Consider the following 15,291-nt stretch of genomic DNA (forward strand, 5'->3'; position numbering starts at 1 on the left):
ATTAAATAACCTTGATGATATCGGCCCACCTGGTGGTGTAGCCTTTTGACAAATACTCATGTTTCAGCCGCCACTTTTTCTCATATCCTTCTGTGGCCATCCTCAATGTACCCCTACCATAGGCGAGGTTCAGCTTGTCGAGTACCTGAGATACCACATCTTTTTTTCCATTATCATGGGGAGCAAATACATTTAACTGTAGCTCGCTTTCTGGTACCAAACCACTGGCAATCACCCCAGCCTTTCTATATTTTACCCCATATTTGAAAAGCATTGCAGACACGCGTACTGCTATGCTGACCAGGTCTGATGTACTGTTGCTTGCGATCAGCAGCTTATGAGTATGGCTGGGAAAATGCTGTGGATGGTCCTCCCTGTTCTTATTGGTATAGAGGAAAACCTGTAAGTATAAACACCGCAAATTTTCTGCTCTAAGCTTTTCAGCCAGCCTGCTTGCATATAGCGTCAGGGCTTCGGCCAGGATATCAGGATGCTCGATGTAATTCCGAAAAGACCTGCTCACCGTAATTCCCTTTTTAGTTTCCCTAACCGCATCAAGCGGAATAACTGGTCTTCCCCAGAGTTCATTCCACATTCGCTGGCCTATAATGGTCATATTCTGCTTGAACCACATTTCTGGCATCTCCCTCAACTGTCCAGCGGTAGAGATGTTAAGCTGCTCAAACTTTTTATAATGCTGACGGCCCACACCCCAAAGGTCATGAACGGGAAAGTCTTTAACTGCTGCACTTATTTTTTTATCGGTATCCAGCACCATCACGCCACCAGCCTTTTTTGAAAGTTTGTTTGCAAGTTTTGCGAGGGTTTTGGTTGGAGCCACACCTATCGATACAGGAATACCTGTATTACGGATCACAGAACTCCTGATGACTGGAGTATAATTTTCCAGATTCCTTATACCGCCAAGCCAGCCAAATGCCTCATCAATACTGTAGACGTCAAGCCTGGGAAACCAGCGACCAAGATTGTGCATTACTCTTTCGCTAATATCACCGTACAAAACGTAATTGCTGGAAAAAACATGGATATCGAACTTTTTGATCAGATCCCTCACCAAAAATTCAGGGTCACCCATTTTTATACCACATGCTTTCGCTTCTTCGCTCCTTGCGATTACGCACCCGTCGTTATTACTGAGGACAACCACAGGTTTTCCAATGAGCTCAGGGCGGAAAAGCCTTTCAGCCGAAGCATAAAAGTTATTACAATCACACAGTGCAAACATTGCTGTACCTCCCTCTTCTTAATGTTTTTGGCAATACATTTCTGCACACTGAAGTGACGATTCCCCAGATCTGGAGCGTGCCGATTTCTGTTTCACAGATTGCTTCGGCATCATTTCGAAGGAGGTACGCACCATTCTCTTTCACAAAAAGTCTGCAGCAAAAACTCCCTGAAATAAACGCTATGATAATTGCTCCGTGAATGGGTTCGAGGGAGCGATCGATTACCAAAAGATCACCATCAGATATACCGTATGAGTTCATGGCATCCCCCTGCATCTGAAAATAAAAAGTAGAATGCGGATCTACGACCAGCTTTTCAGAAAGGTCAAGTCTGCCTTCTAAATAATCTGCCGCTGGGGACTGAAATCCCGAAATCTTCTGCTCTGCTCTTTTCTCAAACGACCTGATCATAAACCCATTGCCTTAATGCACATCAAAATTATACTAATTTTTTTAGTAATTAAAATGTATTCGCATATTAAACTACAACCCATTGGAATAATATTAATTAAGTAATTCAAAACCATCTTCTATGAGATTTGTCTTAGCAAGAGAATATTGATCTTTAAATCATTTATCAATGGAAAAACTACTTTTATCGGAACAAGTCAAAAAGTTTATGGATTATGCCGTGGATACCCTAAAAGCTATGGATGGTGCACCAGATCATAATGAGCAGGAAAAAGCAGAAGTTTTGAATAGGATTTCAATTTTAAAGGAATACCTTAAAGATGTGGAGCGCTCCTATCTTGAAAATTCACCTGCTGATACTTCTGCACCAGTAGACCCTGGATATATAACCGAGGTAGGTCACAGTTAGAATTTTAAATCAAAGAACATGGCTAAGATAATAAACCTGATTGCTGGCCTTGGTGGAGCAATCGCACTGAATATCGTTCACGAATCATTAAAAAACAAAGGCAGAAATATGCCGCACATCGATGAGCTTGGGGAAGAGGCATTGCAAAAGTCAATGAGCTATTTCGGCGTGGAGGTGGGCGATAAACAAGACCTATATCTTTCAACCCTTGCCGGAGACCTTGCCAGCAATGCTCTTTATTACAGTTTTATCGGTGGGAGAAGCAGTCTGATCTGCCCAAAAGCAATTGCATTGGGCTTGGCAGCAGGTTTCGGTGCAGTTAAGCTTCCAAAACCATTGGGTCTCGATCCCGCACCTGTTGCAAGAAATTCCCAAGTGAGCAGCTTGACAGTCATCTATTATCTTTCTGGGGCATTGGTAACTGGAGCACTACTAAAATTGTTAAAACGTTAAGTTGATAAGACGTTAGATCTAATTTTTAGATATGATAATATTTTGCCTGATTAGTTTAGCCGCCCGAATTGCTTTCCTAAAATCATCTTCAGATTTATATGTCAGGGATGCTAAAGTGATGCGTTCATAAGCTATTTCAAAGCGACTTACTTCGAAAGGCCAAGGAGAAACGATCAGCCGACCATCTTGATGTTGAAAAAACTCATAGGACCGCCCGTGCGGCCCCTGTCCTATTTCTAAATTACGTTTTTCTGGTGGAATCAGATGCTGACAGATGAGCAGGGAGAAAGCATCACAGAATTCCAATAAACTATACGCATAATCTACATCTCCAACTGATATTTGGGCATCTTTAAGCCATTGCTTCTCTAGCTTCTTCAATCTGGCAAGATATTTTTTCGCCATAGGCTCTTCACCATGTGTGAAAGCAATATGTCTGGCAAACAGCAAAGCGATAAAACGGCTTTTGGTCAAAGCCATATCGATCATTCTGCTACATGCGTTCTGGTCGAACTTTGTCATTGCAAAATCGATGGGCCCTCCTGTTGAGGTAAGCAAAGGACTGATGTTAAATTCATTAAATACATCATCATGTTCCGTTGTTGCGATAAGTGTTTCTATCCACCTCTCTGGCCGCTCTGATATCTTCCATTCCGCACATATTTGTCCTGCAAGAAGTCCATGGCACCTTTGGGTAATAATCTCCCAACCTTCCTTAGTGTAATTAACAATCAAAGCCTGAATTCCTTTCTGTTAACATCATATTTTAATTCTGAACTATTAATTTTACCCATACTAGAAATTAAACCGTCAGGTGCATTACTGCATGTTTTTGACATCACTTTAGTTTTTCAAAAAGTAGGATGTGAGCTGCATATTCATATAACCTTTTCCGTAAAAGAAAGTTTAGATTAGATTAATGATAAAATTTTTCTTCAAAATCGATGTATTAAATTATACGGCTTATCTCGCTAATTAAAATTACCGAAGAATCAAACATTATCTAAAAGCTTTGGTTAACAATGGATGGAAACCAGTATATATGTTGAGGTACAACTCACCGCATGCTGAAATCGCATAAGTTAATGAAGTTAACCTAAAGGCAAGTTCAACAGAATAAAAAACAAATATTAAATATAAAATGCAGGATTTAGACTGGACCAAAATGATGGTAGGCGAAGAAAAATGGGGATTTCTCATTGAAATTGCCATCCGTACCATATTGATGTATTTTATCATACTGATCGGCTTGAGGCTTTTGGGGAAACGTGGTGTAAGGCAGTTGTCAGTATTCGAAATGGTGGTTATTATTAGCCTTGGCTCCGCTGCTGGAGATCCGATGTTTTACAAAGAAATCGGGCTGATGGTGCCCATTGCGATTTTTGCGATAATAGTGGGTGCCTACAGGCTAACTACCTATTTGATGGCCAAAAGCGAAGGTTTCGATGATCTTGTCGAAGGAAAGGCGACATATATTATTGAACAGGGGATGTTTTCCATAAACGGATTCCGCAAGGAAACCCTTGCCCAGGATGAATTCTTTTCCGAGCTGCGGCAGCAGGGCGTATCCCACCTGGGGCAGGTATAAACAGCCATACTGGAAACTTCGGGGTGCGTCAGCCTTTTTTTCTTTTCCGACGAACAGGTTAAGCCAGGACTACCCATCCTGCCAAAAGAATTTGCCCGTGCGTCAAGTACCGTAGATCATAACGGTCTTTTTGCCTGCAGCTTCTGCGGAAAAGTGGAGGCTTTAGACAAAGGACAGGAAAGAGAATGTTCTAACTGCGGGCACTATAAATGGGTAAAAGCGGATGATCAGCCAAGGATAAAATAATCATCCGTAGGATTGAAGTCAACAATTTGAGTCGCCTAAAATGAATTGAATTTCCAGCTTACTCGATTTCTCCTTCTGCAAGTCCTTCCAAAAACCAGCCAGACTTATATTCGAATGGCACTTCGGAATCTGCTGATTCATTGATAACCTTACTGGTAAAATCATGGGCGATTTCCCGATCATGTTCCAGTTGTCTCTTGGCCAAAAGTGCATATTCATTCAGGTCGAAGCCATCCCGAATTACATAGTACGGTAGTCCATTCTGTGTCCATTTGGTTTCGACAAGCCCCTCTTTAAACCTATTTTGATCTGACGGACTGAATTCTTTCTGTTTGTTGTTGCTTTCCATATGTTTGCACAATTACTGTTTGAGATATCGGTTTAAACCATAACAATAGAAGCATTAGATTGGTTTGGGAATAAAGTCGATCATTTAAATACAGTAAAATTCGCACTCCAGAAATATAGCAATAGAATTTAGATAGTTTAGTTGAATCTTAGTGAGAATAATTTCTGATGAAATCTGCCTGGTTACTCCTCTTTCTCACAATGCTGCCTTAGCTGTTTTGGCCCCTGTGGCCAGATAAACGAAGTAGTCTGTTTCTTCCATCCCATTTTCTTATAAAAATTGTCTGCGCCTGGAGCTGCTGTGAGGTTCACAAAGTGATAGTTTTCCAATATACCATTCAGCGTAGTGATCAGGTATTTACCGAGGCCCTTTCCCTGATAATCGGGATCTACAACGATATCGGCAAGCATAGCATAATAGCGTCCATCACCAACTATCCTTCCAAAAGCAATGATATCACCTTGGTTATAAATAAACAAAGTAGAGGTGCTCATTTTGAAGGCTGCCTTAAGCTCATCAGCAATCCTGTATTTCCAGTTTATTTTCTGGAACAGCAAAAGGACGTTATCCCAGTCAATCTGGCTAAGGTCGGGATTTAGATAATATTGATACGTTGTATTGACTTTAACAATCTCCATGGTGAAAAGCTGGCTAAGGATTTACTTTTTTTGAAATATTTAAATTACATTTTTAACGATAACCAATTTTAATGTAAATAGTTTAACAAATCCTGATCCGTGCTAAGGTTTGGTTTTAAATTTAGTGTAATTGAGGTATATAATATTTGGTTATACTAAAAAGAAACGCTGAACACGGGGTAAAGGAGAAACTATCGGCTGGTGTTATCAACTGCAGAAACATTTACGGAGTTTTAACCTAGCGGCACCTGCCCCCTTTCGATCTATCGGCTAGTGTCCTCACCTGCCGAAACATTTAAGCAGTTTAGCCTTCAAATCAGATAGTCAAGTTAGCTTGCCAGCGATAAATATTAGCCATATAGGCATATAGAAAATATAGATTATGTAAATCGCTCGGTCTATCGGCTGGTGTCCTCACCTGCCGAAACATTTAAGCAGTTTAGCCTTCAAATCAGATAGTCAAGTTAGCTTGCCAGCGATAAATATTAGCCATATAGGCATATAGAAAATATAGATTAAGTAAATCGCTCGGGCTATCGGGTGGTTTTATCACCTGGCGAAACATTTAAGAAGTTTTAACATTCAAATCAAGCTAAGTTAGCTTGGCAGAGATAAAAGTTAGCCATATAGGCATATAGAAAATATAGATTGAGTAAATCGCTCGGTCTATCGGCTAGTGTCCTCATCTGCCGAAACATTTAAGCAGTTTAGCCTTCAAATCAGATAGTCAAGTTAGCTTGACAGATATAAAAGTTAGCCATATAGGCATATAAAAAATATAGATTGAGTAAATCGCTCGGTCTATCGGCTAGTGTCCTCATCTGCCGAAATATTTAAGCAGTTTAGCTTTCAAATCAGATAGTCAAGTTAGCTTGCCAGCGATAAATGTTAGCCATATAGAAAATATAGATAGAATAAGTAAATCGCTCGGTCTATCGGCTGGTGTCCTCACCTGCCGAAATATTTAAGCAGTTTTAACCTTCAAATTAGATCGCCAAGTTAGCTTGCCAGCGATAAATGTTAGCCATATAGGCATATAGAAAATTTAGATTGAGTAAATTGCTCGGTCTATCGGCTGGTGTCCTCATCTGCCGAAACATTTAAGAAGTTTTAACATTCAAATCAGATAGTCAAGTTAGCTTGGCAGAGATAAATGTTAGCCATATAGGCATATAGAAAATATAGATAGAATAACTAAATCGCTCGGTCTATCGGGTGGTTTTATCACCTGGCGAAATATTTAAGCAGTTTTAACTCTAAGGATACCAAAAGCGGTGAGCAACTAGACGTATTATTTTTAAATGCAGGCATTGCTGCTTGAGAAACTTCATAATTTATCGGTCCATTTACAATCAAATCCTACAGATAAAAAACTTTTAACCTGCTGAAATGTTAAAATAAAAACATCTAAATGCAAAACTTTACTCAAACTCGTGACCTTCTGGAACAGTCCAGTTATTTTTATTTAATCAGTGTGGGCATGGATGGTAATTATAGCTATACCAACCCTAATTATAAGAATCAATTCCAATTCCTGCACGATGATCTGGTTGGCAAACCCTACCATATTACCATGCATCCTGATGACTGTAAAATTTGTGAAGAGGCTTCAGCTTTATGTTTCCAAAACCCAGGAAAATTGATACCAGCAACTATTCGAAAACATGATGGTCAGGGAGGTTATATTTGTACGCAATGGGAATTCAGAGCGATGATTAATAACCGATCTGAGCCAGTTGGAGTATTTTGCATCGGTTATGATATCACAGAGCTTGTCGCTGAGCGAGCTGCATCCCAAAAAATAAATGAAGAAGTACTTGCGCACTCCACACTTTTGGAAAATATCGTTTTCCAGCAAACCCACACGGTAAGGGCTCCATTAACAAATTTGATTGCACTTACCAGGATTTTGAACAAATCCCATGATGATGTTCAGCTCCGAAGCAATTTGGCGAATATGATTTTAGAAACAGCAAAAAAATTAGATGATATCATCTCTGATATCGTAAAAAATGTTCGAGAAAAAATAAGATAATCAAATTTCTCAACCAAACCCCTTGTTTGCACTTATGAATAGAAGCGTTATAATAGTAGATGATGACAATTTTACACTATACATTAATCAAGAAATTCTGGAACCTATCATTTCAACTACCTGGAAGACTTTTCTTGGGGCGAAAGCGGCCCTCGTTTTTCTGGAAGCGTATGTTAATGAAGAATCGCAATTATTGATTTTTCTGGATTTAAATATGCCTGTAATGAATGGCTGGCAATTTCTGGACGAGTTAAAAACGTCCAAGTTTCAAGCTAATATTTTTGTAGTTATTGTCACCTCATCTATAGATCAAAGGGATAGTCTTAGGGCTCTCGAGTATCCTTGTGTACATGGCTTCATCTCCAAACCTTTAGAAGAAAAAACCGTTTTGGCATTAGCCGAGATACCACAACTCTCATTTTTCTTCAAATAATTTTAAATGCTATTTCATTATATTAGCCCATTACTCATTTCGTTGTACAACATTCTAAAATCCAGACTTCAAAGATTTGCTAATACATAACCTTTTACTATACACAGGACTTTTTCTTGTTGCTGCAACAGTCATCCCATTCATTAGGCACGACTATTGGATTTTTAGGGTTTTCGAATATCCCAGACTTCAGAAGCTCACGCTCAGTATACTCATTTTTGGCACTATTCTTATCTGTTTTCCACCGAAAGGTTTCTGGCAAACTGCGCTCTCAATTTGCCTCTTTATTAATATCTGCTATTTATCCTACCTGATCCTTCCTTATACAGTTTTCGGAAAAAAGCAGCTGATCTCTTCAAAAAACCCTGTGAACGACAATAACATCAATATACTCATTGCAAATGTTTATCAGGAGAATAAAAAATCCAAAGACTACCATAAACTAATCAAAAGATACCAGCCCGATCTGGTTTTGATGGTCGAGACCAATCTATGGTGGCAGAAAGAGATGGATAGTTTATCAGCAACTTACCCTTATCAGATTCTTGAACCCCTGGAAAACACCTACGGAATGCTTATGTATTCAAAATTTCCAGTCGAGGGAAAAATACACTATTTAGTTGAACCTGATATACCTTCAATTATAGCCGAGGTAAGCCTGGCAAGCGGACAGCGTGTCAAACTGTTCTGTCTTCATCCCAAAACCTCCTGTGCCTCAGGAAAATCCCCGTTCAACAGAAAGGGACAAAGAGATCCTTTTGGCAGCGACAATGGCGAAAGAAAGTAAATTGCCAGTAATCGTGATGGGTGACCTTAATGATGTGGCATGGAGCTATACAACAGAACTGTTTGGAAAAATCAGCGGATTACTGGATCCGCGTAGAGGAAGAGGGTTTTTTAACAGCTTTAATGCCAAGTACTTTTTTCTGCGTTTTCCCTTAGACCATATCTTCTGCTCTTCCAATTTCTCACTAAAATCCATAAAGCGGCTTGAAAGATGCGGCTCGGACCATTTTCCTATGGGTGTCAATCTTGAATTTGCACCGCAGGCTGAAAAGTTCAATGAGCATTTGGTGCCTACAGCTGAAGAGGTTGAGACCGCCGAGGAGAAACTTAATGCAGTTTAAGTTTGTCATTAAAAATGATACAGTTAATGAACTCGAGTACGCAAAACAGTATGTTCTACTAATGGTAGAGGAACAATAACCTAAACTACAGTTTTTCAAGCACAAATATTGTCAACTATATCGGTAACAATAATAATCTCACCGAAACGTATAGGGTGATTACAAAGAATAATAAAATGACACTGTCGCATGAAGGTTCATGCAAGAATGGTTGTGACTATGCTAGTGCAAAGATGACGCATTAGAATAAAAAATAAGTTACATATGCGTACAGCACCGATCACATATTATCAATAGAGCGTTTGCGGCTTTTCAGTCCATTATGAATGATAAAGAAGGCAATTATAAAAATTGAGGCATAACAAGCATACACAATATTCTTTCCATCAGGATGACCGTTATTGGAGATAGAAATCGCGAACAATGCCCAAATCCCCACTGCTGCAAATTCCCGAAGATTTCGGACATATACCATAATAATATTCACCAATCCAGCTACACAGATCAAGATGATCGCCCATGTGTGGGCCGAAATACCCCACCCCTGCCAGCTTATTTTAGTAAGATAAGCAGAAATATTTGCAATCAGGGCGACCGTAATCCATCCTGAATATAACGCAAACGGCCAGTACACAAATAGATATTCCTTTAAAGGATGGGCGTCCAGTTCCATCCTGGTATTGATTATAATCTTAACCAGACAAAAAAGAAGAAAACCCATCACAACTACGGAGAGGCCAATATAGTCATACAACCAGGCGCCAACCCAAAGCGAATTCGCCAGACATGATAAAACGAACCACCAGCCGATTCTCGAGAGAACAGTGGATGCGGATAGATCTTTTTTACCGTTGTTCCAGGTATAAAAAACAAAACCCAATAACCCGAGGTAAATAATTCCCCAAATAGAAAAGGCATAGCCTGCGGGCGTAAAATAATTAAAATACCTGTCAGAAATTGTTTTCATTGTATTACCATTGAGTAGGCCGGCATTCGACAAGTAGTTTACAGCAATGGTTAATACCAAAGCTATTCCGTTGGCAATAGAAAGAATTTTTTTCTGACTGTTCATGATTGAATAAGTATAGCAATTAAGGTAATGAATTTATAACCAAAGCGCAAAAATGCAGGCTGGTTATCTAAGAATCCGCAGCTTTAAGTAATAGAAGAATAGCTCAAGACGATATTACATATCATGCAGAAAACTTCCAACCTTAAAATGCGAACTGCTCGCGTGCAGAGCAACTGCAAAGCTGTATTTGTCAACTGCTAGATTACATTTACTGCGAAACTGTTAACTGTCATTTTGTAACTGTGGACCACCAAACTACTTGCCGATACAAAACTTGGTAAATATATTTTCTAATAAATCATCAGTAGTAACCGTTCCGGTAATTTCTCCTAAATAATGTAAGGCTTGCTTGATATCCATCGCCAGAAAATCTGAAGTTACTGGGTTATCTACGTTATCCAACACACGCTGTAAGGCATTTTCAGTTTGTTTTAAAGCTTCAACATGGCGAATATTGGTAACCAGGGTTTCGCTTGTATTAATGTGGTGCAGATTAACCTGCTCCAGCAAAGTTTCTTTTAGTTCCTCTATTCCCGATTTTTCCTTGGCAGAAATAAAAACTACATTAAGGGCTTCAAAAGCTTTTCGTTGCGCTGTTTCAATTAAATCAGCCTTATTAATCAAAATTAAATACGGAATGGCCAATTGCTCCAATCCACGCACTTGTTCTTCAATTTCAGCCACATCCTGGGCAGCATCTGCCATGTATATAATTAGCTTGGCCTGCTTCATTTTCTCCAGCGTACGTTCTACGCCTAAAGCTTCAATAATATCAGCAGTATCGCGAATACCAGCGGTATCGATAAAACGGAAAACAATACCGCCAATATTTAATTCATCTTCAATTGTATCGCGGGTTGTACCAGCAATATCAGAAACAATAGCCCTTTCTTCATTCAACAAGGCATTAAGCAAAGTCGATTTTCCTACATTTGGCTTTCCTGCAATCACAATAGGTACACCATTTTTAATTACATTTCCCATTTCGAAAGAGGAAATGAGGCGATGTAAAACATGGTTAATTTTAGTAACCAGATTACGCAATTGCTCACGATTGGCAAATTCTACGTCTTCCTCAGCAAAATCCAGTTCAAGCTCTATCATGGAAGCAAAATGAATCAATTGCTCACGCAGGGCTTTAAGCTCTGTTGCGAAACCACCACGCATTTGCTGCATCGCTACATCGTGAGAAGCTTTAGAATTAGAGGCAATTAAATCGGCTACAGCTTCTGCCTGACTTAAATCGAAAGCCCCGTTTAAAAAAGCACGTAAGGTAAATTCGCCAGGTTTAGCTGCACGGGCGCCCCTGTCAATCAGAAGGTTAATAATCTGTTGAATAATATAATTAGAACCGTGACAGGAAATTTCCACTACATTTTCTTTAGTGTACGATTTTGGCGCAACATATAAACCCGTTACCACTTCGTCAACAATCTGTTCACCATCCTTGATCAAACCAAAATGTAAAGTGTGCGAAGCCTGCTTTTCTAAATCCTTACCACTAAAAACAGCATTGGTTAAAGTAATGGCATCTGGCCCTGAAAGGCGAATAACGCCAATAGCACCCGAACCTGGAGGAGTAGACAAAGCAATAATAGTATCCTGATTATTCATATTCGTTAAAGAAAATGCAAAAATAAGTCTATTAAACGGGTATATCAGTGTATCGGAAGTAATTTTTTAGTCTTTTACGATTTGAATGATCTGCACGGTAAAATTAATATATAAACCAATTCAGCAATTATTTAAACAGGTAGCTGAATTGATATTTAAACCACCCACCTAAAATCTTTTGTACATTTATACTTAACTTAAAACATTTTAGAATGAATCATGTTTAAAACCTGAAAACCGAAAAACATCTATATGACTAATAATTTTCCTTTAACCGTTAGAAGATCCATCGAATTACTCGGCCTTATGGCAGTTGTAGCGGTTATGGTCATCGCAAGAGATATTATTATGCCAATGCTAATGGCATTTTTCATCAGCATTATGCTTTTGCCTGTATATCGTTTCCTGAAAAGAAAGAAATTTCCTGAAACTTTAGCCATTATACTGCCAATTTTATTAGTAGCCCTTTTTGTAGCCTTAATTGTTTGGTTTTTTTCAAACCAAATCGGCATTTTGGTGAAAGATTTCCCTCAAATAAAATCGAATGTTACTCAACACATTAACTCGTTAAGCGATTGGATTAGTAGAATTACCCATTACGATGATAAACAACAGAAAGCCTTTATTCAGGATAAAAGCGACGATTTGATGAATATGGGTACCTCACTGGCTGGTGGTGCAGCCGTAACGCTGAGCGGCATATTTGTGTTTATTGGTTTACTGCCCATTTACATTTACTTAATGCTTTTTTATAAAGATATTTTATTACGTTTCATTTTTATGTGGTTCAAAACCGACGACCATCCTAAAGTAAAAGAAGCCATATATGAAACAGAATCTATTATTAAAAGTTACCTGATTGGTCTATTAATTCAGATTACCTATATGACCATACTTTTAGGGGGCATTTTAATGATTATCGGAATTAAACATGCCTTATTAATTGGTGTAATCTTCGCCATATTAAACTTAATCCCTTATGTGGGTGCGTTAATTGGAAATTTGATTGGCGTGTTGCTTACTCTAACATCATCTCAAGAACTATGGCCCGTAATTACAGTTTTAGGCGTAATTGCATTTGTTCAGTTTTTAGATAATAACATTCTGATGCCAAGAATTGTTGGCTCTAAGGTAAAAATCAATGCACTGTTTGCCATACTCGGGGTATTTATAGGCGGCAGTATTGCTGGGGTATCTGGCATGTTTCTCGCCCTGCCGATTGTTGCAGTACTAAAAATCATCTTCGACCGCACAGAATCGTTTAAACAATGGGGCGTATTGTTAGGCGATGAAAGACCTGAGAAAAGTCCGATGACTTTCCCTGCCTTTAGAAGAAAGAAAGTGGTAGAAGTTAAACCAGGAATTCAAAAAAAACTATAATTATTTTACTCGATACTGCCCGTATATTTTTAAACAAAAAACACATCTGGTTAGCCCAAATGTGTTTTTTGTTTTAATTTACAGATCATGTACCGATTCAATTCTATAGGCCTTTTCACCCGATGGCGTTTCCCATTCTATTATCGAATCTACGCTATGCCCAAGTAATGCAAGCCCAATTTCGGATAAGATAGAAATCGTTCCATGTTTCTGACGAGCCAGATTTGGCGGCACAAAAAGATAAGTAAAAGAATCGCCAGAGTTAATTTCCCTAACAATAACTTCCTTATAAACATCAACTATATTTGGTGGTAAATCTTTCCTGTGTACCTGTTTGGCATTTTTAAGTTCGATCAAGAGCTGTGATTCGTTTTTAGGGCTTACTTTTCTTTTTCTAATTTGTTCTTTTAAAATATCGAACATACCCGTTGTAAGGGTGATTTGCTTTGCTGCAGAATGATGGTTATTCATAAAAAATATATAAGATTAATCAATAATAATTTCCTATAGATATTTCTGATCGCCCCGAAAGCTATAGAACTTCGGGGCAGAATTACTAAAATCAATTATAATTTTAATGATATAATTTTTCATTATGCTTAATTATTGAGGTGCAATTACTTCTGTTATTTTAAACTGTTTCAAGCCTGCAGGAACTTTCCACTTTACTAATTCTCCCTTTCTAAAACCTATTAAAGCGGCTGCAATAGGTGTTAAGATCGAGATCTTTTTCTGTTTAATATCTGCATATTGGGGCAATACAATGGTAAGCTCCATCACTTCGCCTGTTGTCTCCTCAGCGATATAAACTTTAGAGTTTAACCTAATGGCATGCGCTGGAAAAGCATCGTCTTTAATAATGAGAGCTCTACTCAACTCAGCAGAAAGAGACATCTCATCTGTAGTTTTTTTAAGTTTACTGAAGAATGGTTTTAAAAGGTTATAATCACTTTCGGTAATGATAACCGGGTTGCTTTCGTTCAAATTCATATTTAAATTATTTAGGTGCATTATTTAGCTGGAAGTGTGTTTCGCTCATCCATTACATTCTAAACCAAATCAATACTGATAATCAAAATTTCACCACACAACTACCTGTTTAAAAGGTAATTTATGAATCTAAAAAATCGATAAAATAAAATTGTAAGCAGCAATACCTTAACGTAAGCCAAAGCATAAACAGATTTAATAAAATAAATGAAACTGATAAGGAAATCCCCGAAACCTGAATTTAATTCTTTTTTAAAAGGCCGGGGTTATGGTATCAAAATCCTTAAAGGAAGGAATATAAAATAGCCTGCTAAAAAAACAGAATATCGATTTCGTTATACACGCACACGACAAAATAATACGGGTATTATTGCGCATACTTTGATTGTGTAGTTCGATATTTTTGTAGCAAGTATTCAAATCGAACCAAAGATAACCTTTATAAACAGGGATTGCAAATTTCAGGTTAGCCTACCCAATCACAAACAAATCTATCTAAATAGTATGTCGTAAGCGAATCTTAAAATCGTTCCGAAAACAACAATAAGGAAGAAAATACGAACAAATTTATTCCCTTTTAACAAAGCTAGCTTTGTGCCTAAGTAAGCACCGCACACATTAAAAATAGCCATGGGAATAGCATATTGGAAAAGAATATTTCCAGTAGAGCTGAAATATAATATTGCGGCCAGGTTGGTGGCAATATTTACAATTTTAGCATGAGCGCTTGCACCTATAAAATCGAAACCTAAAATGGCAATAAAAACTAAAATTAAGAATGAGCCAGTTCCAGGGCCAATTAATCCATCGTAAAAACCAATCAGTAACCCAAATACAGCCGCCATTAATACTTGTTTTTTAGCGGAATGATTTTTCTCTTGATGAATGCCAAATTGTTTATTGAAGTAAGTATAAAGTGCAACCAGAATAAGTACAACTAAAATAATTGGTTTAATTACAGAATTATCAATCCTACTAACCAAAAAGGCGCCTGAAAGTGCTGCCAAAAAAGCAGTGCTAGCACAACCAACAAGAACTTTAAAATTAAATTTTACTTTTTTAGAATATTTAATGGCCGCCAACGTTGTTCCAGCTATTGATGGAATTTTAGTAGTACCCAATAAAGTTGCTACAGGATAATGTGGCAAAATTAACAAGGTGGCTGGAGTTTGCAATAAACCACCGCCACCTACTATTGCATCTATAAACCCAGCAGCAAAAGCTGCCAAGCAGAGTAGAATCAGTTCATTAATCATTGATTAGGGCAGGCAAGATTAAAATTCATATTTTCCCTAATCC

The 15,291-nt window shown here is 38.2% G+C and carries 18 protein-coding genes; 8 read left to right on the forward strand and 10 right to left on the reverse strand.

The features are described from left to right. Nucleotide 1: 1 nt before the first annotated feature. On the reverse strand, nt 2-1,246 hold the full coding sequence (locus ACZZZI_RS00935; protein ID WP_463488349.1) for a Y-family DNA polymerase: 1,245 nt from the start codon (nt 1,244-1,246) through the stop codon (nt 2-4). Further along, a complete protein-coding gene (locus ACZZZI_RS00940) occupies nt 1,230-1,658 on the reverse strand; it encodes a LexA family protein (RefSeq protein WP_463488350.1) in 429 nt (142 codons plus the stop codon). The genes ACZZZI_RS00935 and ACZZZI_RS00940 overlap by 17 nt, the downstream gene beginning before the upstream one ends. 169 nt (nt 1,659-1,827) lie before the next feature. On the opposite strand from ACZZZI_RS00940, the gene ACZZZI_RS00945 reads away from it, so the two are divergent. Both ACZZZI_RS00945 and ACZZZI_RS00950 read left to right on the forward strand, forming a co-directional pair. Beyond that, a complete protein-coding gene (locus ACZZZI_RS00945; protein ID WP_316761616.1) occupies nt 1,828-2,067 on the forward strand; it encodes a hypothetical protein in 240 nt (79 codons plus the stop codon). A gap of 18 nt (nt 2,068-2,085) precedes the next feature. Continuing rightward, the gene (locus tag ACZZZI_RS00950; RefSeq protein ID WP_463488351.1) at nt 2,086-2,520 is read left to right on the forward strand and encodes a hypothetical protein; all 435 of its coding nucleotides are present in this window, start codon (nt 2,086-2,088) and stop codon (nt 2,518-2,520) included. 18 nt (nt 2,521-2,538) lie between these two features. Here ACZZZI_RS00950 and ACZZZI_RS00955 read toward each other — a convergent pair whose 3' ends face one another. Beyond that, nucleotides 2,539-3,255 carry a DUF3891 family protein gene (locus tag ACZZZI_RS00955; RefSeq protein ID WP_463488352.1) on the reverse strand — a complete coding sequence of 239 codons (717 nt, stop codon included), beginning with the start codon at nt 3,253-3,255 and terminating at the stop codon, nt 2,539-2,541. 406 nt (nt 3,256-3,661) lie between these two features. Here ACZZZI_RS00955 and ACZZZI_RS00960 point away from each other — a divergent pair, with 406 nt between their 5' ends. Then, nucleotides 3,662-4,108: a DUF421 domain-containing protein gene (locus ACZZZI_RS00960; RefSeq protein WP_463488353.1), complete on the forward strand. Its 447-nt coding sequence runs from the start codon at nt 3,662-3,664 to the stop codon at nt 4,106-4,108. A gap of 304 nt (nt 4,109-4,412) precedes the next feature. On the opposite strand, the gene ACZZZI_RS00965 is transcribed toward ACZZZI_RS00960, so the two are convergent. Together ACZZZI_RS00965 and ACZZZI_RS00970 are read right to left on the reverse strand one after the other, a co-directional pair. After that, on the reverse strand, nt 4,413-4,715 hold the full coding sequence (locus ACZZZI_RS00965) for a hypothetical protein (protein WP_463488354.1): 303 nt from the start codon (nt 4,713-4,715) through the stop codon (nt 4,413-4,415). 170 nt (nt 4,716-4,885) lie between these two features. Beyond that, complete coding sequence (locus ACZZZI_RS00970) at nt 4,886-5,341, reverse strand: GNAT family N-acetyltransferase (protein WP_344769313.1); 456 nt, start codon at nt 5,339-5,341, stop codon at nt 4,886-4,888. A 1,411-nt stretch (nt 5,342-6,752) separates the two neighbouring features. Here ACZZZI_RS00970 and ACZZZI_RS00975 point away from each other — a divergent pair. The 4 genes from ACZZZI_RS00975 to ACZZZI_RS00990 all read left to right on the forward strand — a co-directional run bounded on the left by ACZZZI_RS00975 (nt 6,753) and on the right by ACZZZI_RS00990 (nt 8,936). After that, nucleotides 6,753-7,376: a PAS domain-containing protein gene (locus ACZZZI_RS00975; RefSeq protein ID WP_424059632.1), complete on the forward strand. Its 624-nt coding sequence runs from the start codon at nt 6,753-6,755 to the stop codon at nt 7,374-7,376. 34 nt (nt 7,377-7,410) lie between these two features. After that, nucleotides 7,411-7,809 carry a response regulator gene (locus ACZZZI_RS00980; RefSeq protein ID WP_463488355.1) on the forward strand — a complete coding sequence of 133 codons (399 nt, stop codon included), beginning with the start codon at nt 7,411-7,413 and terminating at the stop codon, nt 7,807-7,809. Nucleotides 7,810-8,176: 367 nt separating this feature from the next. Then, nucleotides 8,177-8,596, forward strand: a complete 420-nt coding sequence (locus ACZZZI_RS00985) for an endonuclease/exonuclease/phosphatase family protein (protein WP_463488356.1) — start codon at nt 8,177-8,179, stop codon at nt 8,594-8,596. Further along, a complete protein-coding gene (locus ACZZZI_RS00990) occupies nt 8,520-8,936 on the forward strand; it encodes an endonuclease/exonuclease/phosphatase family protein (protein ID WP_463488357.1) in 417 nt (138 codons plus the stop codon). Before ACZZZI_RS00985 ends, ACZZZI_RS00990 begins: the two co-directional genes overlap by 77 nt. Before the next feature lie 280 nt (nt 8,937-9,216). On the opposite strand, the gene ACZZZI_RS00995 is transcribed toward ACZZZI_RS00990, so the two are convergent. Both ACZZZI_RS00995 and mnmE read right to left on the reverse strand, forming a co-directional pair. Further along, nucleotides 9,217-10,008 carry a hypothetical protein gene (locus ACZZZI_RS00995; protein ID WP_344769285.1) on the reverse strand — a complete coding sequence of 264 codons (792 nt, stop codon included), beginning with the start codon at nt 10,006-10,008 and terminating at the stop codon, nt 9,217-9,219. A gap of 255 nt (nt 10,009-10,263) precedes the next feature. Next, a complete protein-coding gene (gene mnmE, locus ACZZZI_RS01000) occupies nt 10,264-11,622 on the reverse strand; it encodes a tRNA uridine-5-carboxymethylaminomethyl(34) synthesis GTPase MnmE (RefSeq protein ID WP_316761589.1) in 1,359 nt (452 codons plus the stop codon). 252 nt (nt 11,623-11,874) lie between these two features. Here mnmE and ACZZZI_RS01005 point away from each other — a divergent pair, with 252 nt between their 5' ends. Further along, nucleotides 11,875-13,002, forward strand: a complete 1,128-nt coding sequence (locus ACZZZI_RS01005; protein ID WP_463488358.1) for an AI-2E family transporter — start codon at nt 11,875-11,877, stop codon at nt 13,000-13,002. Nucleotides 13,003-13,080: 78 nt separating this feature from the next. Here the strand turns inward: ACZZZI_RS01005 and ACZZZI_RS01010 are convergent, their stop codons facing one another. The 3 genes from ACZZZI_RS01010 to ACZZZI_RS01020 form a co-directional block, all read right to left on the reverse strand. Continuing rightward, nucleotides 13,081-13,473 (reverse strand): GreA/GreB family elongation factor, encoded by a 393-nt coding sequence (locus ACZZZI_RS01010; protein ID WP_463488359.1) that lies wholly within the window; start codon nt 13,471-13,473, stop codon nt 13,081-13,083. Between the two features lie 132 nt (nt 13,474-13,605). Then, the gene (locus ACZZZI_RS01015; protein ID WP_316761581.1) at nt 13,606-13,992 is read right to left on the reverse strand and encodes a GreA/GreB family elongation factor; all 387 of its coding nucleotides are present in this window, start codon (nt 13,990-13,992) and stop codon (nt 13,606-13,608) included. A gap of 491 nt (nt 13,993-14,483) precedes the next feature. Further along, nucleotides 14,484-15,248 (reverse strand): sulfite exporter TauE/SafE family protein, encoded by a 765-nt coding sequence (locus tag ACZZZI_RS01020; RefSeq protein ID WP_463488360.1) that lies wholly within the window; start codon nt 15,246-15,248, stop codon nt 14,484-14,486. Nucleotides 15,249-15,291: the final 43 nt, after the last annotated feature.

The organism is Pedobacter sp. AC190 (assembly GCF_979258025.1).